Annotated in this window: 23 protein-coding genes, 1 tRNA gene and 1 pseudogene; 17 read left to right on the forward strand and 8 right to left on the reverse strand. The window is 49.3% G+C overall.

The window, feature by feature from the left end:
- The first annotated feature begins 157 nt into the window (after positions 1-157).
- The 9 genes from ACPXXB_RS11800 to pal all read left to right on the forward strand — a co-directional run bounded on the left by ACPXXB_RS11800 (position 158) and on the right by pal (position 7,295).
- Positions 158-886, forward strand: a complete 729-nt coding sequence (locus tag ACPXXB_RS11800) for a YebC/PmpR family DNA-binding transcriptional regulator (RefSeq protein WP_423907652.1) — start codon at positions 158-160, stop codon at positions 884-886.
- On the forward strand, positions 886-1,377 hold the full coding sequence (gene ruvC, locus ACPXXB_RS11805; RefSeq protein WP_423907654.1) for a crossover junction endodeoxyribonuclease RuvC: 492 nt from the start codon (positions 886-888) through the stop codon (positions 1,375-1,377). Before ACPXXB_RS11800 ends, ruvC begins: the two co-directional genes overlap by 1 nt.
- A 73-nt stretch (positions 1,378-1,450) precedes the next feature.
- The gene (gene ruvA, locus ACPXXB_RS11810; protein WP_423907656.1) at positions 1,451-2,065 is read left to right on the forward strand and encodes a Holliday junction branch migration protein RuvA; all 615 of its coding nucleotides are present in this window, start codon (positions 1,451-1,453) and stop codon (positions 2,063-2,065) included.
- A gap of 10 nt (positions 2,066-2,075) precedes the next feature.
- Positions 2,076-3,143 carry a Holliday junction branch migration DNA helicase RuvB gene (ruvB, locus tag ACPXXB_RS11815; RefSeq protein ID WP_423911166.1) on the forward strand — a complete coding sequence of 356 codons (1,068 nt, stop codon included), beginning with the start codon at positions 2,076-2,078 and terminating at the stop codon, positions 3,141-3,143.
- Positions 3,144-3,328: 185 nt separating this feature from the next.
- Complete coding sequence (gene tolQ / locus ACPXXB_RS11820; protein ID WP_423907658.1) at positions 3,329-4,030, forward strand: protein TolQ; 702 nt, start codon at positions 3,329-3,331, stop codon at positions 4,028-4,030.
- A complete protein-coding gene (tolR, locus tag ACPXXB_RS11825) occupies positions 4,027-4,452 on the forward strand; it encodes a protein TolR (protein WP_423907660.1) in 426 nt (141 codons plus the stop codon). Before tolQ ends, tolR begins: the two co-directional genes overlap by 4 nt.
- A 20-nt stretch (positions 4,453-4,472) precedes the next feature.
- Entirely contained in the window at positions 4,473-5,405 is a 933-nt protein-coding gene (gene tolA, locus ACPXXB_RS11830; RefSeq protein WP_423907662.1) for a cell envelope integrity protein TolA, read from the forward strand.
- A gap of 1 nt (position 5,406) precedes the next feature.
- Positions 5,407-6,720: a Tol-Pal system beta propeller repeat protein TolB gene (tolB, locus tag ACPXXB_RS11835; protein ID WP_423907663.1), complete on the forward strand. Its 1,314-nt coding sequence runs from the start codon at positions 5,407-5,409 to the stop codon at positions 6,718-6,720.
- Between the two features lie 11 nt (positions 6,721-6,731).
- Complete coding sequence (gene pal / locus ACPXXB_RS11840) at positions 6,732-7,295, forward strand: peptidoglycan-associated lipoprotein Pal (RefSeq protein WP_423907664.1); 564 nt, start codon at positions 6,732-6,734, stop codon at positions 7,293-7,295.
- Positions 7,296-7,454: 159 nt separating this feature from the next.
- On the opposite strand, the gene ACPXXB_RS11845 is transcribed toward pal, so the two are convergent.
- The gene (locus ACPXXB_RS11845) at positions 7,455-7,595 is read right to left on the reverse strand and encodes a hypothetical protein (protein ID WP_423907666.1); all 141 of its coding nucleotides are present in this window, start codon (positions 7,593-7,595) and stop codon (positions 7,455-7,457) included.
- On the opposite strand from ACPXXB_RS11845, the gene ybgF reads away from it, so the two are divergent.
- The 3 genes from ybgF (at position 7,586) to ACPXXB_RS11860 (ending at position 9,506) form a co-directional block, all read left to right on the forward strand.
- Entirely contained in the window at positions 7,586-8,404 is an 819-nt protein-coding gene (gene ybgF, locus ACPXXB_RS11850) for a tol-pal system protein YbgF (protein ID WP_423907667.1), read from the forward strand. The two genes, ACPXXB_RS11845 and ybgF, sit on opposite strands and share 10 nt — an antisense overlap.
- Positions 8,405-8,568: 164 nt before the next feature.
- Positions 8,569-8,644, forward strand: a tRNA-Lys gene (locus ACPXXB_RS11855).
- Positions 8,645-8,792: 148 nt separating this feature from the next.
- Positions 8,793-9,506: a type 1 glutamine amidotransferase gene (locus ACPXXB_RS11860; RefSeq protein WP_423907669.1), complete on the forward strand. Its 714-nt coding sequence runs from the start codon at positions 8,793-8,795 to the stop codon at positions 9,504-9,506.
- A 47-nt stretch (positions 9,507-9,553) separates the two neighbouring features.
- Here the strand turns inward: ACPXXB_RS11860 and ACPXXB_RS11865 are convergent, their stop codons facing one another.
- The 5 genes and pseudogenes from ACPXXB_RS11865 to ACPXXB_RS11885 all read right to left on the reverse strand — a co-directional run.
- Positions 9,554-10,483, reverse strand: a complete 930-nt coding sequence (locus ACPXXB_RS11865) for an FAS1-like dehydratase domain-containing protein (RefSeq protein WP_423907671.1) — start codon at positions 10,481-10,483, stop codon at positions 9,554-9,556.
- 14 nt (positions 10,484-10,497) lie between these two features.
- Positions 10,498-11,649 carry a CaiB/BaiF CoA transferase family protein gene (locus tag ACPXXB_RS11870; protein ID WP_423907673.1) on the reverse strand — a complete coding sequence of 384 codons (1,152 nt, stop codon included), beginning with the start codon at positions 11,647-11,649 and terminating at the stop codon, positions 10,498-10,500.
- Positions 11,649-12,809, reverse strand: coding sequence for an acyl-CoA dehydrogenase family protein (locus ACPXXB_RS11875; protein ID WP_423907675.1), 1,161 nt, complete (start codon positions 12,807-12,809; stop codon positions 11,649-11,651). Before ACPXXB_RS11875 ends, ACPXXB_RS11870 begins: the two co-directional genes overlap by 1 nt.
- A 17-nt stretch (positions 12,810-12,826) precedes the next feature.
- Positions 12,827-13,669, reverse strand: coding sequence for an SDR family NAD(P)-dependent oxidoreductase (locus tag ACPXXB_RS11880; RefSeq protein WP_423907676.1), 843 nt, complete (start codon positions 13,667-13,669; stop codon positions 12,827-12,829).
- A 30-nt stretch (positions 13,670-13,699) separates the two neighbouring features.
- A pseudogene (locus ACPXXB_RS11885) lies at positions 13,700-15,355 on the reverse strand (thiamine pyrophosphate-dependent enzyme); the annotation flags it as partial.
- Positions 15,356-15,749: 394 nt separating this feature from the next.
- On the opposite strand from ACPXXB_RS11885, the gene ACPXXB_RS11890 reads away from it, so the two are divergent.
- The 4 genes from ACPXXB_RS11890 (at position 15,750) to ACPXXB_RS11905 (ending at position 18,144) form a co-directional block, all read left to right on the forward strand.
- A complete protein-coding gene (locus ACPXXB_RS11890; RefSeq protein WP_423907678.1) occupies positions 15,750-16,991 on the forward strand; it encodes an aminotransferase class V-fold PLP-dependent enzyme in 1,242 nt (413 codons plus the stop codon).
- Between the two features lie 39 nt (positions 16,992-17,030).
- Positions 17,031-17,453: a SufE family protein gene (locus ACPXXB_RS11895; protein ID WP_423907679.1), complete on the forward strand. Its 423-nt coding sequence runs from the start codon at positions 17,031-17,033 to the stop codon at positions 17,451-17,453.
- A 66-nt stretch (positions 17,454-17,519) separates the two neighbouring features.
- Complete coding sequence (locus tag ACPXXB_RS11900) at positions 17,520-17,894, forward strand: type II toxin-antitoxin system HicB family antitoxin (RefSeq protein WP_423907681.1); 375 nt, start codon at positions 17,520-17,522, stop codon at positions 17,892-17,894.
- 97 nt (positions 17,895-17,991) lie between these two features.
- A complete protein-coding gene (locus ACPXXB_RS11905; protein ID WP_423907683.1) occupies positions 17,992-18,144 on the forward strand; it encodes a hypothetical protein in 153 nt (50 codons plus the stop codon).
- 15 nt (positions 18,145-18,159) lie between these two features.
- Here the strand turns inward: ACPXXB_RS11905 and ACPXXB_RS11910 are convergent, their stop codons facing one another.
- Positions 18,160-21,153, reverse strand: coding sequence for a type ISP restriction/modification enzyme (locus ACPXXB_RS11910; protein ID WP_423907685.1), 2,994 nt, complete (start codon positions 21,151-21,153; stop codon positions 18,160-18,162).
- 101 nt (positions 21,154-21,254) lie between these two features.
- A complete protein-coding gene (locus ACPXXB_RS11915) occupies positions 21,255-22,124 on the reverse strand; it encodes a sterol desaturase family protein (protein WP_423907687.1) in 870 nt (289 codons plus the stop codon).
- 438 nt (positions 22,125-22,562) lie between these two features.
- Here ACPXXB_RS11915 and ACPXXB_RS11920 point away from each other — a divergent pair, with 438 nt between their 5' ends.
- The gene (locus tag ACPXXB_RS11920) at positions 22,563-23,069 is read left to right on the forward strand and encodes a universal stress protein (RefSeq protein WP_423907688.1); all 507 of its coding nucleotides are present in this window, start codon (positions 22,563-22,565) and stop codon (positions 23,067-23,069) included.
- Positions 23,070-23,139 lie beyond the last annotated feature (70 nt).

The raw sequence follows: 23,139 nt of genomic DNA on the forward strand, positions 1-23,139 counted from the left end.
GCCACAAGGGTTGCCCCTGCCAAACACCCGCTGTTTGGTCGGTTTTGTCTGGTTAATCCCTTGCAAATGCCACCGCAATCGCCGCCGCAAATGGTATGATTCGACCACCGAATTTTCTCTTAACTCATGCAATATCAAAAATTAATCGGAGGCGCAAATGGCCGGTCATAGCAAGTGGGCCAACATAAAATTCCGCAAAGCCGCCCAGGATGCCAAACGGGGCAAAGCATTCACTAAACTAATCAAGGAAATCACCGTCTCAACACGAATTGGCGGCAGCGAAGCGGACGCCAACCCGCGCCTGCGTAGCGCCATTGATAAAGCGCTTGGCGCGAACATGACCAGGGATACGATTGATCGCGCAGTCAAACGTGCAGCGGGCGCGCTGGCAGGCGATGATATTATTGAGATTCGATATGAAGGGTATGGCCCAAAAGGCGTGGCGGTTTTGGTTGAGTGTGCCACGGACAACAAGAACCGGGCGGTGAGCGAAGTTCGCCATGCCTTTGCAAAACATGGCGGCAATCTTGGCACCGATGGCTGTGTGGCTTATCTGTTTGAAAAAATTGGCTCAATTGTGTTTGCTAACGATGAAGACGAGGAGCAGGTTATGGACATCGCTTTGGCAGCGGGTGCACAAGACGTTGAATCTGAGGGCGGTATGATGGAAGTAGTCACCGCGCCGGAAAGTTTCCACACCATACACCAGGCAATCAAGGACGCGGGTTTAGAGCCGGAAATTTCGGAATTGATTCAACGGCCGTCAACAGCCACAGAAGTATCGGGAGACGATGCCGAAATGGTAATCAAGCTAATCGATGCTCTGGAAGAGTTGGACGATGTCCTGGACGTATTTACCAACGCCAGTTTTTCAGGGGCGCAATAATGCGGGCGCTGGGAATCGATCCGGGTTCCCGAAACACCGGGCTGGGTGTGGTTGAAGCAACCGCAGACGGTCTCCGTTCCATCGCCTATCAACGCATTCGCATGGGCAATAAACCGCTGCCGCAACGCCTCGCAATCATATACCAGAGCGTGCAATCCATTATTACCGAATTTAATCCTGATATGGTGGCGGTGGAACAGGTCTTTATTGCTAAAAATGCAAAATCGGCCCTGGTCCTCGGCCAAGCTCGAGGCAGCGCAATCTGTTCTGCGGTTAACGCCCAACGCCCGGTGTATGAATATAGTGCGTTACAGATCAAACGCGCAGTTGTGGGCTCTGGAAATGCAAAAAAACAGCAGGTTCAACATATGGTTCGCGCACTGTTAGGACTCACTGCAACACCTTCTGAGGATGAGGCAGATGCCTTGGCCTGTGCAATATGTCATATTCACACCGCTCAGGGGCAACAAACGTTAGCAAAAGCATTATGACTGGCGCTGACAATTTTTCATTCGACATATCCTTCTCCATGACGACTTTCTCCATGATAGACAGAGGTATCCAGTGATCGGTTTTTTGCGAGGCCTGTTGTTACAAAAACAGCCGCCGATTTTATTGGTGGATGTCAATGGCGTGGGTTATGAGTTGGAAGCGCCGATGTCAACATTTTATACGCTGCCCGACGAGCATAACGAGATTGCTTTATACGTTCATCTGATTGTTCGCGAAGATGCACAGCTTCTGTATGGGTTTTCTGATCAGGGACAACGACAGTTGTTCCGCAGTTTGCTGAAAGTTAATGGCGTGGGTGCGCGGGTGGCGTTAGCGATTTTATCAACTTTTAGTCCCCTGGAATTCATCAATTGTATTCATCTTGAGGATGCGGTTACCTTGACCCGGGTACCTGGAATTGGTAATAAAACAGCGGAGCGAATGATTATCGATATGCGTGGTCGAATCGACGCTCAGGAATATGCTCAGGAGTATGATGCCGTATCAGGCGCAGAGACCGAGCATCTGGAAGTGCCGGATAATCCAGCGCAAGATGCCATTGGCGCATTGATAGCACTGGGCTATAAATCTGCCGAAGCCAATCGCGCGGTCAACGCCGTGAAAGAGCAAAACCAGCAACGAGATGATCTAATACGAAATGCGCTGCAATATTTGACCAGACGATGAACGAGACATGATGAACGAAACCCATCCATCGACAAATCCATTATTGGCGCCGGACGATCAACAAGACTCCTCTCAGGAGCAGATATTTGATCGCAGTTTACGACCTGGTCGGATGGACGAATTTATTGGACAAACCAACACCAAAAATCAACTGAATATATTTATTCAGGCAGCTCGACAGCGCAACGAGGCCCTTGATCATGTTTTGGTGTTTGGCCCCCCGGGGTTAGGCAAAACGACTTTGGCTTATATTCTTGCTACGGAAATGGGCGCCAAATTGCGTCAAACTTCGGGGCCGGTGCTTGAAAAGGCCGGAGATCTTGCCGCAATGCTGACCAACCTTGAATCGGGCGATGTTCTGTTTATAGATGAGATTCATCGGTTAAATCCAGCCATCGAGGAGATTCTGTATCCTGCGCTGGAAGACTATCACCTTGATATTATGATCGGCGAGGGCCCGGCGGCGCGATCAATAAAATTAAATTTACCGCCTTTTACTCTGGTTGGAGCGACTACCCGGGCCGGGCTGCTGACTTCGCCGTTGCGTGACCGGTTTGGCATAGTGCAACGGCTTCAGTTTTATTCTATTGAAGAACTATCCCGGATTGTCGAGCGCTCGGCTAATTTACTCGATGTCCCCTTTGACGATGCCGGGGTGCGCGTTATCGCAACGAGAGCACGGGGGACACCGCGAATCGCCAATCGATTATTACGCCGGGTTCGGGATTACACTCAGGTTAAAAGTGATGGAAAATTAACCGAAGAGATCGCCAATGCCGCACTCGATATGCTGGAAGTGGATAAATTGGGTCTGGATTTGCTTGACCGAAACTTGTTGTTGGCAATCATGGAAAAATTTGATGGCGGCCCGGTGGGAATTGACAGTATTGCGGCGGCTATTGGGGAAGAAAGAGGCACCATCGAAGATGTCGTGGAGCCTTACTTGATCCAACAAGGATATTTGATGAGAACCCCCCGAGGACGAGTCGCCACTAAGTCGGCATGGCGGCATTTGGGGCTAGTCATGCCAACAGATGTGACCACTCGTCAGCGGCAATTATTGCCTGATGATCAATAGCTTTATACTGGTCGATGTGTTGTTATATTATTCAGCGTAAGTTCATGCGTAATCACCAGAGTTCGCGGGAATATGAATCAGGAATATTCCCGGTTTGTCCGATAACCAAACTGGAAAATAAACAACAAGAAAATAAACAACATTGATACTTTTACCTCATCCATTCGTTCAATGCCCATAGAAACATGCTTATAGAAAGCGCAATTCCTGCAAATCAGTCAATTCTTCATTTGTTGCTCAATGCCAGTATTCCAGTTCAGCTGGTCATGGTGCTTTTGTTGTTGGCATCGATCATTTCCTGGTACATGATCGGCAGCAAGCAAGCTGGCTACAAACGCTGGTCTAATATCGCCGATGAGTTCGAAAGCCAATTTTGGTCGGGTGGCGAAATGAAGGCAATTTACCACGAGTGGAGCGGTGAACGGGAAGCCGAAGGAATCGTAAATATATTTTTGGCGGGGTTCCGGGAATTCAACCGGCTGGCACAAAAACAAAATGTGGATCGTTCGCATATGGTGGATGGTGTGCATCGATCCATGCGGGTAGCCCTCAGCCGGGAGACTTCTGATCTGGAAGCCAATTTGTCTTTTCTGGCAACCGTCGGATCGACCAGCCCTTATGTGGGATTGCTCGGAACAGTTTGGGGAATCATGAATTCGTTTCAATCACTGGGCAGTATGCAGCAAGTCACAATCGCGACTGTGGCCCCAGGCATCGCCGAGGCGCTGATTGCAACAGCGATGGGCTTGTTTGCGGCAATTCCCGCAGTTATTGCCTACAACAAATTCGCTAATACCGCCGATAAATTAAACAGCCGATACGAAATTTTCATGGAAGAATTCTTAAGTATTGTTAGTCGTCAGGAGTTGGGAGACCGGCCGAAATGAGTCAAAGCCGATATGGTCGCAAGAAGAAATTAATGGCCGAAATTAATGTGGTGCCCTACATCGACGTGATGCTGGTGTTGTTAATTATTTTTATGATTACTGCACCGCTACTCAGTACCGGCGTGAAAGTTGATTTACCAAAAGCCGTGGCTGAGCCGATGGAAGATGCCAATGAAGAGCCGTTTGTGGTTACCGTCGATGCGAATGGCAATTACTATCTCAATGATGCAGAAAATGAAATTGCATCCGACAGAGAAATTGAACTTAAAGCCAGAGCAGTATTGCAACGTAACCCACGGCTGCCATTTTTAGTCAGAGGCGATGGTGAGGCAGATTACGCCTTTGTGGTGCGGGCTATGGTGTTGTTGCAGCGTGCCGGAGTGAAATCTGTTGGATTAGTGACTGATCCGCCAGAATCTTGAAAGTTTATTAGATTACAGGAATGAAAGAGAGATTAAGGCGAATTGCGTTATTTACAAAATCAGCGCTGCTTACCCTTGTCATCCACGGCATATTACTTGCAGCGCTTTTTGCAGGATGGTGGTGGCCATTTTCGGAAAATAAAATTGAACGCGGTTCTGTAACACCCATTCAGGCTCAAGCGATAAGCGCCAAAGAAATTCAACAGCAGGTTGAGGTGCAGAAAAAGAGAATTGAAGAGCAACAGCAAATCGCAAAAACTCTGGAAGATTTGAAAATTAAACAACAACAAGAAAAAAATAAACTCGAGGCATTAGCAGCCAGGAACAAGGAAGAAGAGAAAAAACAACAAGAATTGAAAGCGCAAAAGAGGCGAGCGGAAGAGGAGAAACGCAAGGAGGCGGAAAGAAAGAAAAAACTGCTGGCAGAAGAGGAGAAACGCAAGGAGGCGGAAAGAAAGAAGAAACTGCTGGCAGAAGAGGAGAAACGCAAGGAGGCGGAAAGAAAGAAGAAACTGTTGGCAGAAGAGGAGAAACGCAAGGAGGCGGAAAGAAAGAAGCAACTGGCAGAACAAAAGAAACGTGAAGATGCGGAAAGAAAAATTGCAGAAGACGCATTGCAAAAGCGAATGGCTGCGGAATTGGAAGCGAACACCAAAGCGGATGCAAAGACTGCAATGAGTGCGTTAGCAGACAGGATTAACGCAAAATTTAAAAGTAATTGGGTAAGACCCTCAAACAGTATCGTCGGACTGATAGCGATAATTAGAGTGAATCTTTCACCAGGTGGTGACGTGTTATCGGCAAGTGTGGTAAAAAGCAGTGGGAATTCATTTTTTGATCGGTCTGCGGAAATTGCCGTCAAAAAAGCTTCTCCGTTACCGTTTCCACCGCAACCTGAGTTTCATAGGCATATAAAAGTTCTCGATCTGGAATTTAATCCCGACGATTATTGAAATGTTGACCAAGTTAAAGCAATTATTATTTTCAAGCCTTTGCGCCGCTTTGCTGGCCTACACAACGCCAAGTTATGCCGTACTGACTATCATAATTAACGAGGGCAAGGTTGCTGGAATACCCATCTCGATTGTCCCGTTCGCCATGGAAGGAGTCAGTCCCAACGAGCAACAACCCGCAGATGTCATTGATGCGGATCTGGGTTTGAGCGGCCGGTTCGAAACCATCCAGCGTTCAAATTTTCTAAGCGCTCCTCATGATCTTGATTCGGTGCAATTTAAAGACTGGCGGTTGATTAAATCTGAAGCGCTGGTGGTCGGCAAAGTCATTAATATTGGAAATTCACAATACGAAATTCGATTTCGCCTAATTGATGTGTATCGGGAAAAACAACTGGCCGGACAGAAGTTTGTCGTTCCGGCGAATAAATTGCGAAAAGCGGCGCATGTCATTAGCGATATTATTTACCAAAAGCTGACTGGAACAGCAGGCGCTTTTGATACCAAGATTGCGTACATCACGGTGCAAGGAGTGGAGCCTGATCAGCAATATTTATTGCGCGTTGCCGACTCCGATGGCTGGCATCCGAAAACGATTCTTGAATCACACCAACCGATATTGTCCCCATCATGGTCTCCCGATGGCCGCCGCATGGCTTATGTGTCGTTTGAGAAAAAACGCTCGATGGTGTTTATCCAAAATCTCAGAACCGGAAAGCGTGTCCGCCTGGCCGAATTTAAAGGATTGAACAGCGCACCATCATGGTCTCCAGACGGCAAAAAGCTCGCTTTAACCTTGTCTAAAGACGGCAACCCGGAAATTTACATATTCGATCTTGCCACCTCAAACTTGCGCCGATTGACCCATCATACCGCTATTGATACCGAACCATCATGGTCACCGGATGGCGGCTCCCTTATTTTTACCTCTGGCAGGTCGGGAAAGGCGCAGATCTATCAAATTTCCGTAACTGGCGGGCCCGCCAAAAGATTGACTTTCTCTGGCAGTTACAACGCCGGTGCGTCTTTCTCGCCGGATGGTCGTACAATTGTCTTGATTACCAATCAAGGTAATGGCTATAAAGTTGGGGTATACTCGACCAAAGATCGAATGGTTCGGGAACTGACTCGATCCCGTCAAGACGAGTCGCCCTCTTTTGCCCCCAATGGGGACATGATAATGTATGCGACTCAACAAGGCGGGCACAATGTGCTTGCGACCGTTTCGATAGATGGCCAAGTCCAACAAACCCTGAAATTCCAAGGTGGTGCCGTCAGGGAGCCAGCCTGGTCCCCATTCAATCTTAAATTATAGAGGTTTTTATTATGCGTAATGTTTCATCATATTTTATTATTTTAGTTGCCAGTTTCGCCATCGCCGCCTGTGGCGGGTACAAGGCGGTGGATGAGGATGTCGTGGTTGAATCCGTTGGCGGGCTGGCCGGCAGTGAACTGGATGCCGGTGACACCGGTGACACCAGCGCCTCAGGGTTGGATGGCGGTAGTTCATTGAGCGCTTCCGGGCTGGACGGTTCAGACAGTATAGACGGCGATGCCAGCCTTCTAAATCACCGGGTGATTTATTTTGAATTCGATAGCAGCAGTTTAACGTCGGAAAGTGAAGCGATTATCCAAGCTCATGCACAATACCTGAACACCGTGTCAGGAGTTGGGGTCATACTTGAGGGCCATGCCGATGAGCGAGGCACTCGGGAATATAATTTGGCATTGGGCGAAAACCGGGCCAAGGCGGTATTTACCGTGATGCAGGCAGTCGGTCTTGGTTCAGACCGTATCCAGATAGTATCTTATGGAGAAGAAAGGCCGGTATCTCTCGGCAGCGATGAAAGCGCCTGGAATTTGAACAGACGAGTAGAGATTCTTTATTAGTCACGCCAGGCGTATAGTTGATAGTGCCTTGCTTGATAGTGCGCCGATATTCGGTTGCGGGGAGATGGACAATGTACCTGGAAAAACAGTATTTGTATTTTAAATATTCGACTTAGACAATGACTATAACCGCTCGGCTAACCGTTGTAACGGCGACTATTACACTCTTGGCAGGGTGCATCCCAACGGGTCCCTTTGCACCTGTTCCAGCACCCGCGCAACCGGTTCAGGTTCAGACTCCTGATCAGCCTGTGCAACCCGTTCAGCAGCCCGAACCGCTGAATCAAGCGATGTTGACAACACTTTTCGATTTGGCTGGCATTAGGGAAGAGCTCAAGCAGTTAAGAAATTCTGTTGAAGAAATTCAATTTGAAACCGAAAACGCAAAGCGTCGCCAGCAAGATTTATTCCAGAATCTGGAACGTCGAATGGTTAGCATTGAGAGAAATCAGCAAGTGCTGAATCCGCAATTAGCGGGTGCGCTGAGTGACGACAGCGTTAATCAAATCAGCCCGCAAAACAATCAGCAAGGCGCCAGGGAAAGAATCGGTGGGGAAGGAATCAGCGGAGCAGGCACCAATGGCGATGTGGCAAGCCAAGTAGTGGTGGTCGATGGCAGTAATGACAATGCTTCGAGCGCCACCACAAATGCCGCCAACCAAATCGCCATAGCCTCCGAGAATACGCTCGCCGAAGCCGAATCGCTCACAGTCGAGTTGCAGGAACAACAGCATCAGGCATATGAGCAGGCATTTGAGTTACTAAAACAAAGCCGATATGAAGACGCGATTATCCAGTTTCAGCAAATGGCCGATACCTGGCCGCACAGCCAGTTAGCGGATGATGCCTACTATTGGATGTCTGAGGCCCGATATGTGAGCCGCGAGTTTGAACATGCTCTAAATGGTTTTAAGACCGTGGTAAGCAAATATCCAGATAGCCAACGTGTTCCGGAAGCGTTGCTAAAAATAGGTTATATCCAGTATGACATTGGCGCTTATGAAAAAGCGGCGGATACTTTTCGAGATATTCTGGTCCGTTTCCCAGGGCATCAGGTTGCTATCTCGGCCCAAACCCGGTTGAGGCGTATCGAACAAACGATACAGTAACGCCATAGCATGCTAAAGTTTTCACAATCGCGTTGGTTTTTTGAACTAATTTCAAATACTGCGATGAGACAGTGTTTGACACGAATCAGTGATAACAGGATAATCCCGCTCCGTTTTCCTCGCCAATTGTAATTTCATGGCATATGATTTGATGGGTGCCTGTTGGGGCGTTAGCTCAGTTGGTAGAGCATCTGACTTTTAATCAGGTGGTCACAGGTTCGAATCCTGTACGCCCCACCATTTTCCCGGTCGGCTATCATGTGAAAATTTTGTGAATAATTCAATCCCGGATTATTTTCATGACTATCTGATTAGAGCAATATTTCAGTATGGCCTTGCGCTCGGTGGTTGCTTTGCACATATCAGTTAACCTTGTCTGCAATTAGCTATGCGAATACTTGTTTTCAAACATATTGAATGTGAACATCCAGGGATATTTCGAAAATTTCTTAAAGAAGATGACATTCAGTGGGATGCCGTTGAGCTTGATCAGGGTGAACCGATTCCGGTTTTTGATGACTATGATGCGCTATGGGTCATGGGCGGCCCGATGGATGTGTGGGAGGTCGAAGAACATCCCTGGCTGGTTGCAGAAAAACAGGCCATTCGACGTTGGATAAACCAAATCGGCAGACCCTTTCTTGGCGTGTGCTTAGGTCACCAATTGTTGGCAGACGCATTCGGCGGTACCTGTGGGCCACAAAATCCAGCGGAAATTGGCGTGATGAACGTACAACTAACCGATGCCGGGATGGCGGACCCGATTTTCAAGAATATGCATCGAGTCCAAAAATGTTTGCAGTGGCATTCGGTGTGCGTTACCCAACTCCCGGAAAATACCACGGTGTTGGCATCTTCGGATGATTGTCGTGTGCAAGCAATGCGGGTTGGTGACCAGGCATGGTCGATGCAATATCATGTTGAACTGGAACCGGATACAGTCGATAACTGGGGAGAAATTCCGGCTTACAAGCGGGCGCTGGAAAATACGCTTGGGCCGACTGGATTAGCCGATATCAAAGCAGATACTGATGCGAGTATGGACCAAATCCTGGTCAATGCTCGACAGCTTTACAATAACTTTATGACCCAGATGAAATAGCGCAATCACGGCGTAGTATCTATACCAGTGCTCTGCCAGCCAGCATACTAAGGTAGCTTCAGGGTTGCGCTCATTGCCAGGTTGCCGTCAGGATTCGCAGCCCAAAGCACACACGCCCGACTTTGTTCTGACGGCTCTTTTAAGTGAAGCGTAAAAGGTTTGTCGTGGAACAATGGACTAACCGCTGTTAAATTAAACGCGCAAAAATTATGCTGCGCGATGCGCTCGAAATAATAATTCCCGGCCAGCTCAAGCATGAGAGCGGCCGTCAACGGCGCATGCACCACCAGCCCGGGGTAGCCTTCAACATGCTTGCAAAAATCGAGATCGTAGTGAATACGGTGACCGTTGAAAGTGAGTGCTGAATAGCGAAAAAGCAGCGTTGTGGTGGGTGTGATAACAACGGCGGTATCATCGTCGAGCGGTGTTGGATGGGGTGTATCGGTTTGATTGTCGGCTTGATTACTTGCGCCTGATTCTCCCCGATAGACAATATCGTGGTCTTCTTCCAATTTCAAAACCGAACCCGAAAAAAATTGATGGTTCACCGTAACAAAACATAACTCACCGCTTCGCCCGGATTTTCGAATGACATTTTTAATCACGGAGGTTTTAATCAAATCCTCGCCGATGACGATAGGCTGATGAAATTCTAATCGAGCGCCGGCCCACATTCTTTTTGGCAAAGCCACAGGCGGCAGGAAGTCGCCGAGCGCCGCATGACCATCTCGGCCTAATTGACCCATCGGTGGCGCCTCAAGAAAATACAGCCAATGCCAACCCGGCGGCAGAAAATCTCCGTCCCGGTAATGCCTTGTGTCCGGTTTGCTTGTATCTTGCCTGCTTGTCTGTTGATGCAGCGTTGCCCTTAAAAAATTCGCCGGCTTTACATCTATCCGGTCTTTTCTCTGCGCGCGTCTGCCAATCCATTGGCTCAGGATTTCTTCGTCCAGCGTAAGTTCGGTATGCGGGTTCATTGGCTGATGTTGGATTATTGTCTGCAAAATTCCGCACGAATACTTTGTGAATGTTGGCCAAGTCGCGGTACAGCGTGCGTGGATGAATCATCCCCACTGGAATCATCGCTGGCATCCGGATTTTTTTGAATCGGGCGGGCAGGAAATTTAATCGGTTTTCCTGTGGAAGATAGGCCGGTTCTTCTTTGCAACGCCGGATGATTGGATAAATCCATTATGCTGTTTACCGAACCGAAAGCGATATCCGCAATTTCCAATCTATCGACAGCGTCGCTACGAATCAGCGAGTTGATCACGGCAAGTATGATTTCATCCATAGCCTGCCTGTTGTTAACCCGGTTTTTGTTGCTGTTGAATCGAGGGTCTTGTGCGACCTCGGGCTGCTCAAGAACCTGTGCGCAGAACCGCGCCCATTCCTTTTCATTTTGAACGGCAACAATCACGATTTCATCATCCGCAGTGGCATACCCGCCATATGGCGCGATGGACGGGTGATGCAAGCCTGCACGGCCGGGGGCTTTTGCGCCATAATCGTTGTGCAGTAATGGCACGGTCATCCAGTCCGCAGCGCTACCGAATAACGATACCTCTATACCTAGGCCGTTGCCGGTTTTCTGTCGGCTCAGCAATGCTTCAAGAACGCCGGCGTGGGCATTCATTCCGGCGCTAATATCGCAGATTGATACCCCCACCCGCCCCAATTCATTGACCCCGCCGCTGATGCTGACCAACCCGCTTTCCGCCTGCACAAGAAAGTCGTAGGCTTTCATTTTGGCAACCGATTCATTGCTGCCATAACCGCTGATATCGCAGGTAATGAGTTGCGGATATTTTTCTCGCAGGGTTTCGCTGCCAAACCCTGAGCGCCTCAACGCGCCCGGCGCAAGGTTCTGAATCAGCACATCGGCTTGTTCTAAAATTCTATGTAGCAATGCCGCATCGTCCTGGTTTTTAAAATCCAGAACCAAAGACTCTTTCCCGCAATTGTTCCAGAGAAAATAAGAGCTGTCTCCGCCAGCAACATCGTCATAACCGCGGGCAAAATCACCGGTTTCCCGTTCAATCTTTATTACCCGGGCACCCGCTTCGCAAAGCCTCGCGCTGCAAACCGGCGCGGCCACAGCTTGCTCGATGGCAACTACCAAAATGCCCTCAAGGGGTTTCATCAATAGCTCCGTGGCAGCCCCAGTACATGCTCCGCGACATAGCTGAGAATAAAATTGGTGGAGATGGGCGCGGTACGATATAGGCGGGTTTCCCGGAATTTTCGTTCGATATGATATTCCCGGGCAAAGGCAAAACCGCCATGCGCCTCCATACACATATCCGCGGCCTGCCAGCTTGCTTCCGAGGCCAGCATTTTTGACATATTGGCTTGCGCGCCGCACTCTGCATTTTGGTCAAACAAGCGCGCCGCTTTTTTGACCATTAGCGTGGCCGCTTCGATATCAATATGACATCGGGCGATGGGAAATTGTACGCCCTGATTTTGTCCGATGGGGCGGTTGAAAATTTTTCGATGTTTGGCATAGCGACAGGCTTTGTCGATGAAGAAGCGGCCATCGCCAATGCATTCGGCGGCAATCAGGATTCTTTCTGCATTCATGCTGTCGAGAATTATTCTGAAACCGCTGTTCTCTTCGCCCAGCAAGTTCTCCTCTGGAATCTCCAGATTATCAAAGAATAATTCGCAACTATGGTGATTGATCATCGAATCGATGGGCTTGACCGTCAGGCCATTGCCGATAGCTTGATTTAAGTCAACGATAAAAGTGGATAGCCCGTCGGTTTTCTTGTTCACTTTGTCCATGGGCGTGGTGCGCGCCAGCAACAGCATCAAATCGGAATGCTGCACTCGACTTATCCAGACTTTCTGGCCATTCACCACATAGCGGTCGCCTTGCTTTTTGGCAACCGTTTGAAGACTGGTGGTGTCGGTTCCGGTATTGGGTTCGGTTACGCCGAAACTTTGCAAACGCAGGGCGCCCTTTGCAACTTCAGGCAAGTACTTCTGTTTTTGTTGTGCCGAACCATGGCGCAGTACCGAGCCCATAATGTACATTTGTGCGTGGCATGCGCCCGGATGGCCACCGGAGAAACTGATTTCTTCCAATATGACACAGGCCTCTCGTAGCCCCAACCCGGAACCGCCGTATTGCTCTGGTATCAATACCGATAAATAACCGGCCTCGGTCAACACTCGAACAAACTCGGCCGGGTAGCCACGTTGTGTATCAAGCTCTAACCAATATTGTTCATTAAAATCCTTGCATAAGGCGCGAACCCCGTCTCTGATAGCCTGAATGTGCTCAAATTCTGCGGTCATGCATTAATTTTCCGCAATTACATTTCCACCGGCACGACATAGTTCAACCCTTGCCGTCCGCCATCAATGTACACGGTTTCGCCGGTAACATAACTCGAATAGTCGCTGGCCAGAAACACCGCAACTTTGGCAACTTCATCGGGTTCACCGGGACGCTGCATGGGCGTGCGCGACATGACCTCTTTCATTTTTTGCGGATTGTCCGCAATGCTCCGAAACATTTCGGTATTGATCGATCCGGGGCCGATGCCGTTCACCCGCACCCCTTCGCTTGCCATGCGAATGCCCAGGCATTTTGTCCACTGATTAACGCCGCCCTTGGCGATCACATAAGGTGCGATGGCGGGAATCGCCAGCACCCCATTCAACGACGACATATTAATGATAGTGCCGCGCGAACCGTCGGCGTCGGGTTGCTGTTTAATCATGCGTTGCGCCGCGATTTGGCCGGTCAGGAAAACGCCTTTCAAGTTGACGGCGATAACGCGATCGAAATCCGACTCTTCTAATTCGAGAATGTCCGCTGTGTGCACAATGCCGGCGTTAGCGATCACCGTGTCCACCCGATTATATTTATCAAGGGTTAAATCGAACAACGCCTCCACTTCGGCTTTGACGCTGACATCGCAATGGGCGTAAATAATATCGCAGGCACCGCCACCCTGGTCGCGTAATCGCTGCGCTAACTGCTGTCCTCTATCATCAACGACATCCGCAAGCACCACTCGTGCCCCTTCTTTTATAAATCGTCGCGCACAAGCGTAGCCGATGCCTCGCGCCGCGCCGGTAATGATCGCGGTTTTGTGTTCGAGCATTTTTGCACCGTTCATTTTCGCATCGCTGACTTTATCGTTAATCAATAATCCGGACTTAATAATCCGGACTTAATAATCCATGCGTAATTCAATCACCGCCGGCCGCCCGGCATGGAGCGCTTTTTCGAATACCGATGCAAATTGATTGGTTCTGGTCACCACCGCGCCGAATGCGCCATATGCTTCGGCCAGCGCGGCAAAATCCGGGTTTTCCAGCGCCGTGGCGATAGGTCGTCCAGGATAATGAAGTTGCTGATGGCTTCGTATGGTACCGTAACTTTTATTGTTTATGATTAAAAATATAATATTGAGTTGGTATTGAACCGCGGTCGCCAATTCCTGCCCATTCATCAGGAAGCAACCATCGCCGGAAAACGAAACCACCGTGGATTGCGGGCGCGCTAACTTTGCGGCAATGGCCGATGGCACGCCATATCCCATTGAGCCGTTGGTCGATGCCAATTGTGTTTTAGGCTGGTGAAATTGGTAATGGCGCTGCGCCCAGATGGCGTAATTGCCGGCGCCATTGGTGATGATGGCATCGGCGGACAACCGAGCGCGCAATATCTCCGTGACTTTATCCATGCGTAATGCCGCATCGCAGTTTCTCGGTTGGTTGAGGAATTCAAGATAAATTTTGTTGCCCTTTTTGATCATCTTGCTTCTGTCAATTTTGGATTTGGGCCCGGGTTTGGGCCTGTATTCTGGAATGGCACAAGCGGCTTTGAGAAAGTGTTCGGGGTGGCTAACGATACCCAGCTCGGCGCGGTACACCGAATTGATCTCCTCGGCGCCGATATGAATATGAATCAACCTTTGCGGCTGGTTTTTTTGCGGCTGGTTTTGACTTTTTCGATCCGGCACATTAAAAACGCGGTATCCCGATGTGGTTATGTCGCCTAAACGGGGGCCGACCACAATCAATAAATCCGCCGCTTGCACCTGCTCGACTAATTTGGGGTTCGGCGCGCTGCCCATTTCGCCGATATAGTTGGGGTGGGTGTTGTCGAAACAATCGGTGCGACGAAATACTGTGGCAACCGCGAGATTTTGTTTTTCCGCGAATTGCTGCAAGTAGGCGCTGGCTTGCGGCGTCCAACCCGCGCCGCCGCAAAGCACGATGGCGGTTTCGGCTTGCTCAAGGCAATGCGCCAATCGCGCTATGGATTGCGCGGACGGCGCTGCCGGGATTACCTCGCCGGGTTCAAGATCGGCCACCTTGACCAGGTCGGTGAGCATATCTTCCGGCAACTCGACCACCACCGGCCCCGGTCGGCCGCTGACAGCGATTCGCCAAGCCTGTCCGAGTTGTTCCGGGATTCGGCTGGCGTCGTTGAAGGTAATGACTTTTTTAGCGACGCCGCCATAGACTTGTTTGAAATCCAGTTCCTGGAAAGCTTCCCGGCCCACCTCGCCGCGCCCGACCTGCCCGATAAACAGCAGCACTGGCGTGGAATCCTGAAAGGCGGTATGAATACCGATCATGGCGTTGGATGCGCCCGGCCCGCGGGAGACGAAACAAATGCCGGGTTTGTCGGTTAGTTTGGCATAGGCTTCGGCCATGTAGGCGGCGCCGCCTTCTTGTCGGCAAGTGATTATTTGAATCTGCCCTTGTCGATCGTAGCAGGCATCCAAAACCGCAAGATAACTTTCTCCGGGCACGCAGAATATTTTTTCCGCGCCATATTTGATTAAGCCATCAATAAGTATTTCACCGCCGCTGCGGCTGGAGATTTTGGAAGTCATCATTAAATTATGATTTTTAGATCATGTTTTTGAGAGCGAGTTTTTAGATTATCGTTTTTTCCAGGAGGAGTGTGTTTTCACACAAATTCTTCAAACTTGGGTAATGAGGACGAAGCCCAATTTTGTGCACAATAGCAGCATTGTATAAATTAAACCCATCAATATAAACGCATGTTCTGTAAGTTTTCATTTCAACTCTCCCGCCGTCAGGCATATTATTGCACGCGCCCAGCATTTTACCCCATAATCCACAGCCGCCGGGTTGGATTGATGAATCAAGCAACCTTGTCAACAATATGGTTGAAATAAATGGAAGCAGTCGTTAAAGTCATCCCACCGCAAGTCATCGTGCGGCAAGCCACCATTAAGCAAAACCCAAGTGTCCAAAACCACCGCCAAAAAAGTCTTTGATGTCGCGCAAGCGCGCAAGGAATTTCCCATTCTGGAGCGCACGGTCAATGGCCATCCATTGATTTATCTGGATAGCGGCGCTTCGGCGCAAAAGCCGCAATCGGTGATTGATTGCATCGCTCGATATTACCGCGAGCAACATGCCAATATTCACCGCGGCGTGCATCACCTAAGTCAACAGGCGACCCAAGCCTATGAGGATGCCAGGGAAAAAATCCGGCAATTTATCAACGCCGAACACGCCCATGAAGTGTTATTCACCAAGGGCACGACCGATGGCATCAATCTTGTCGCCGCCGCCTTTGGCAGAAAGTTCCTGGCCGCCGGCGACCAGATCATCATCTCCACCATGGAGCATCACTCCAACATCGTGCCGTGGCAAATGATATGCGAGCAGACCGGCGCCATGCTTAAAATTATTCCGATCAATAAGCGCGGCGAATTGCTGATGGATGAATATGAGTCCATGCTCAACGACCGAACTAAATTGATCGCGGTGGCGCATGTGTCAAATTCCCTCGGCACCATCAATCCGGTTGAGGACATAATCAAACTGGCCCATCAACGGGATATACCGGTGCTGCTGGATGGCGCTCAGGCAGTGCCGCACAAGCGCGTCGATGTTCAGGCGCTGAACGTGGATTTCTTCGCCTTTTCCGGGCATAAATTATTTGGGCCTACCGGGGTGGGAATCTTGTACGGCAAACAAGCGCTGTTAAATGACATGCCGCCGTATCAGGGCGGCGGCGATATGATCGAAAGGGTAACCTTTGAGAAGACTACGTACAACACCCTGCCCCACAAGTTCGAAGCCGGCACCCCCAACATTGTCGGCGGCATCGGGCTCGGCGCCGCGGTTGATTTTGTATCCCAGTACGATGAACAGGAGATTGTCGCCCATGAGCAGAATATTCTCGCATATGCCACCAAAAAACTGACTGATATTGATGGCGTAAAAATCGTCGGCACGGCGGCCAATAAAGCCAGCGTCATATCATTTTTGCTGGACGGCACCCATCCTTTCGATGTCGGCACCATCCTCGATCAGTTAGGCATTGCGGTTCGCACCGGCCATCACTGCACGCAGCCGCTGATGGACTTTTATGGCATTCCGGGAACCGCCAGAGCATCATTCGCACTGTATAACAATCGCGCCGATGTCGATGCGTTGGTCGCGGGCGTGCGGCGTGCGGCAGCTATGCTTTTGTAGTCTTACCCCTAGCTTTTATAACAAATGGCTTTGCAGCAGATGTTTAGCATCAACGAAATCCAGGACCAAATCATCGAGGAGTTCGGTATTTTTGATCAATGGACCGAGAAGTATGAGTACATCATCGACCTCGGCAAAAAAATGCCGCTGATCGATGAGCAGTATAAACACGATAGATATCTTGTGCCCGGATGCCAAAGCCGGGTATGGCTTCACGCTACCATGGCTGGAGACAAAGTGAGCCTGACCGCCGACAGCGACGCCATTATCACCAAAGGAATCATCGCGTTATTGATTCGAGTATTGTCCGACCAACCTGTAGAGCAGATTAGCCAGGCGGATCTTTATTTCATCGACAAGATCGGACTCAAGGAACATCTTTCGCCGACGCGCTCCAATGGCCTGGTGAACATGGTGGCCAAGATAAAGTCCACCGCGGACACCCTGAAGCGGTATCATTAAAGCAAGCCGCGTGACACCAGTCGTTTGACTAGTAAAATTGCTACCCAAACCACCGAGGAGAATACCATGTCTAACGCTATTTCTAACCAATATACAAATGTTAGCGACGCCAAAAATACCATCTCGCTAAAAGCGTCGCTTACCGCAACAATTTCCAAGGAAAAACCGGGCATGTATGTCTCGTATTGCCCGGCACTGAATTTGTGTAGCCAGGGTGAAACATCAAAAGAAGCCGAGAAAAACATCATTGAAGCGACCGAGTTGTTCATCGAAGACTGCTTGGAGCGAAATGTGTTGGACGAGGTATTGAAAAATCGCGGATTTCATCCGACCCATCAAAAATCACGGCGCAGGAAAATTAAAAAAGAGCCTGCGGCGGCTGATGCCATGGTTCGGCAAATCAGCATCCCGACTGAGCTGCCCATGTTGGCTTACGGATAATGCCAAGGCTACCGCTTGTCGGCGCAAGGCAACTGGTGAAATTCTTTGAAAGCAAGGGATTCCATAAAAACCAAAAAGAGGAAAAGGGAGCCATATCATGATGGGAAAGGATGGTGTCACGCATCCGCTGGTGATTCCTGACCGCAAGGAATTGTCGATTAAAGTTCTCAAAAATAATTTGGGAAATGCCGGAATCGCCGAAGCGGATTTTATCGCCGCAATGCGGAAACCAAAGAAAGGGGCATCCTAAAGGCGCATCCTCTGGTTAGCCGTCAATCTCCTTTATTTTTTCAATGGTGAAGGCGATGACGTTGGCGGCTTTTTCCAGAGTGTCGATGTCTTTGGTTATGACGCGGTTTTTGCGGGACTTGAGGAATTTCTCCAGCGGGCGGTAGCCGCCGATTTGGAAGTTGAATACTGCCGCTGCGAGCGGCGCGAGGTATTCGGTTTTGTTGAAGTGTAGGCGGTTGGTGGTTGGGTCGTGGTGGATTCTTTCTACCCTGTGGGCAGTGCCTTCGCCACGCAGTTCTATTTCGCCGTAGCAGTTGGCCTTGAGGAGATGGGCGGCGATGAGGCTGTTGCCGATGGCGGCGAGGCGGATGAATTCGGATTGCGCCGACGGGAACGGGATGCGCGGGTAATCCATACGCAGGAAGTCCGCATAACGCTGACGATAGTCGGGCGAATGAAGCACGGCGTAGATACAGCCGAGGATTTGTTCAGGCGGAAATTTTTCGCCATAACGCGCATCAATCCATTGGCGGAATTTCGGTTTTAAGTTTTCGTGGCGGATAGTTTCGCCCATTTCATCGTCGTAGCGGTAGAGGGGGAATAGATAAGTTATCTCTCCGGTTTTATTTGAAACAAAAGTTGACTCAATTAAATGAGTTGAAACAAGGCAATGCTGCCAAGTTTTACCCGCCTTGACTTGCCGCACGGTTGCAAGCCCTAAATTTTCTCCCGCCAGTATATGGCGCATAACGCCGGGGCGATGGCGATCCATCGTTTCCTTGCCGTAGTAGCACCAGCGAATATCGAACGGGCGATACAGGCACGGCCTAAGAAAATCGTCAAACGAATGCGCGTTGATAAGCGACTGGCGCGCGCAGTCCAGTTTCCAATCGCGCGTGTCCTTAACATTATAAATTTCCCGCAGGTCTTCGGTGCCGATGTTTGCGTCGATCATTTTGTTAATCCGCGCTTTTATTTCTTCGGCACAGAAAGCGAAAGCGAAATGATCTCGATGGGATTTTATGCCGGTGCTGTTGCTCTGAAAAATATCGATGATGGATGGCAGTTTTTCGTATTGCCCGGCTAATTTGTTATCGCGCGGAATAAAAAGATAAAATGGCGCGACCGGCTTGATCTCTTTCCATTGAATGCTTTCAATGGACTGCTCGGCGCATTGCTGATATTTGGCGGCGCGCTCGCCCCATAAATCCCCGTGGAAGACGCCTTTATCCAAGCCGGGCTTTTTAATCAATATGCTGATTGCCACGCCTTGTTGAATATCAAAAACATTTTGGTCCTGACCGCCGTCGGGGGCGGTTTCTTTTTTCCTGGCGTTGCCGTGCAAATCTAAAAAGTAGAGGCGATCAAAAGTGGTTTGCAGACTTTGGCGCATTCCGCGAAAAGTCGGATTGTCGAGAAAGCCGTGATTGGTGATGATGGCGACCATGCCTTGCCCCGCTTGCTCCATTTTCCATTGGGCGAAACGAATGAACTTCACATAGTCGTCCTGCAACATCTTGGGATTTCTCTCGCCCAGAGGCTGCCCGTCCACTTTTTTATACTCTTCAATCAGGTTTGTAATCCAGTCGCTGTTATTTTGCGAATGTCCCGAATACGGCGGGTTGCCGACAATCACCAGTATTTCTTTCTCCTTGATCTTCTGCGCTTGCTCGGTTTCTCGCGTAAGCGCCGGCATAAACGGAATGCTGACCTGTTGCGGTATTTGCTCCAGCGTATTGGTTAAAAATACATTGATGCGCTCATCGCGTTGCGGCGTTGCGTCGACATCGGTCAAATACTGCGACAATTTAAGGTGGGCGATCACATATGGCGCTATCAGATATTCAAAACCGTGGAAATTTTTCAGCAGATGCCAGCGTACGATTTGGTTGCGCTTGGATTTGTCCTTTCCTTCCAGAGCATGGCGCATCATCTCCAGCAAAAAGGTGCCGGTGCCGGCCGCAAAATCCAACGCTGTTACTTGCTCATTGGCAAGCCCGGCGGGAAGTTTGAAGCAAGTTCGTAAAGTCTTGTCCACGGCGCGCACGATAAACCGCACCACTGGCGGCGGCGTATAATAAACGCCGCGCTGCTCGCGCAATTTGGTATCGTAGGCGGCCAAAAAATTTTCATAAAAATAAATATATGGATCGTCTTCATCGCCAAGCCCGCGGCGGTTTCGATACGACATCGACTCGGTTACCGCGGCGCGGTCCATGGCGTTCACGGTGGCCAGAATATCCTGCACCAGATAATTGATTTCGGCGTGGTCGGATTCTTCCATAGTTTTCAGGAAGCCGGTGATTTCGCGGATTAACGCAAAGTTTTGCGGGATGAATTTTTCCACATTGTATAAATCCACCGCCGCATCGTCCGGCGCTTTGAGTTTCGCCATGAGCAACCCATAAACCAGTGTCTGCGCCAGCGCGTCGGCAAATTGGTCGCTGTCAATATCAGTGTAAATCACCTCCTTGAACGCACTCATCAGCCCATGCAATCTGGTTTGCTCGTGGCGCAAACTTTGCTCCAGGCGATGCCGCAACCATCCGCAACGCACCGCTAGCGCATTTGCCAGATCTTTGGCAGTGCCGATTTTTTGCGCGTCGGCGGTGAAAAACTGAGTGATTAACTCGACGACTTTTTGCTTCGCATCCGCTTGCTTTGATAACATTTCCTCGCGTATCACCTTGCCGTCATGCAACAACATAAACCGAGAATAATCGGTCAAGATGATATTGGGCGACAAGCTGCGGTATCGCTCCATTTGCGCGCTTTTTGCAAGGACTTGCAGATTTTCGCCGGGCTTCTTGCATTCCACATAACCGACGGTCGCCGCGGCCCGATTGGTAATCAAAAAATCCGGCGCGCCAATGTCGCGGATGCGCGACGGTTCTTGCAGGATTTTGAAACCCAGCGGCGCCAACGTTTCCAGCATATTTTCCACGGGCGTGCGAAAACTGAATTCGGTGGCTTCGCTATCGGCAAGCGCGCCAATCGCTTTTAGATACTCGTTAATCGGGGCGGTCATTTTTTGGGACTGTTTATAGGATTGATTTGCCGGGACGATCGTTGTCGCGTTAGGAATGTGCGCGCAGCGAAAAAATCAGCGCGAATTATTTGTTTTGCCAATCATACATTTTGCAAGTGGTTCTTTGGTTTCCATCCTGGCGGTCGAAAAACATATCCAAAAAGCTCGTGAATATTCCTTGAACGACGCGCATCCTTGATGATTTGCCAATACTCATGCAAGTTAATCATTATCGGATTTGAGGTGCCAAGCCGATAAGCTAATCCATAGACAACCTTTTCTTCTTCTGCTTGATAGGTTCCGAAAAGCCTGTCCCAAACAATCAATATTCCGCCATAATTTCTATCAATGTATTTCTTGTTAGACCCGTGGTGGACGCGATGCACGGAAGGCGTATTAAAGATACGGTCGGCCCATCCTAATTTTCCTATTTTTTCGGTGTGTATCCAGGTCTGATAGGCGACCACAATGACTAGGGCAATTATCGTCTGAACAACGTCAACCCCAAGCAGGATCATCGGAACAAAAAACACCCATTCGATTAAGCCTTCAACCCAGGCTAGACGAAGCCCGGTGGTCAGATTGAACTCGGATGACGAGTGATGAACACTGTGATAGGCCCATAGAATACGAATCTCGTGTTCCCATCGATGCATCCAATAGTAAGTCAGATCAGCCGCAATCAGCGCCAATATCCAACTCCACCAGGTTATTGGAATCGAAAAAGGTGCAAATGGCGCAATCAGGAACAAGCCTAAAATAAAGACCAAGCCATATAGCGTCCGTTCAAGAAAATGATTGCCGAGCGCGATTGCAAAATTTGCAAACGTCTCACCGAGTTTTTTACGTTGACCGGTAAAGATATCCCAAAGCGTTTCCGACACGATGGCCAATAGAAAAATCAAGCCTATTAACTCGAGCGCTTCAAACGTATCTGCAAAAGCCGCAAATTGTGCGTCAATAGCGTTCATTTTTAGCCGCTTTTAATTCTCGTCTTTTTTCCTTCAGGAATAAAGTATAGAAACCATATCAACCATAGTAAATTGAGTAACTCCCACCATTGGCCGAACCCCTGGAAAAAATCAAGTGCAGAGGGAAATTTATAAACTCCGATCAAGCCTAAAAAACCAAGATACCAGTGTTTTTGCATTTTCATCATTGTGTCCAGTTGTTTGTATTTCTAGCCGGGACTCTCCGGGCGGCCCCTTCCGGTTGCTGATAATGGTAGCACAATCGGCATTCACAGCACTGAGTTGAATGACGGTGCATCGATCGAAGTTATGTATGCAATGGCGTATTTTCTCAGCCACTCAATGCCGAATTTACGCTTTGCCTACTGAAAACAAATGTTTTATAATTCCGTTCATGGCACATACTAATTTTACGATTGTTATCAGGAGGATTTGGTCATGTCCAAGAATAAAGTCCTGATTCCTCTGAATCAATCCACGCTTAGCCAAAAAATATTACCTCATGTGGAAAAATTTATTTCTGCTAACGAGAATGAGTTAATTTTATTTTTTGTGACCAAGCCACCCGGTGGCAGTGGCTTTGGTGAACCCGACTTAGGGGCTGGTTATGTACCGATGCCTGGCGATAAACCGGTAAAACCAACACTCCACCCCATTTATGCTTCCCAGCAGCAAGACAGCATAAAAGCCCATGTCGAGGCCGAACTGATGTCGGTAACTAACCGTCTCAAGGAAGCGGGCTATAAGATCTCAATTGTGGTGGATTTTGGCAAAGATCCGGTTGCAGCAATTTTGCGTGTAATCACCAAGCGTAAAATCAATCTCGTGGCGATGTCCACCCGTGCCCGTGTCGGTGTAACTCGCTTCTTTTTCAGGAATATAGCCGATCTGTTAGCCCAAAAAGCAAAAATTCCCGTATTACTCATACACCCTCCCGAACAATAACGCTGAACCGCCGGCCAGGCTACTTCAAATCGGCCATTCGCAAAAGTTGGATAAATGACGGGGTTATCCC

Source organism: Candidatus Spongiihabitans sp. (assembly GCF_965237845.1).
In the GTDB taxonomy this organism is placed as follows: domain Bacteria; phylum Pseudomonadota; class Gammaproteobacteria; order Arenicellales; family Poriferihabitantaceae; genus Spongiihabitans.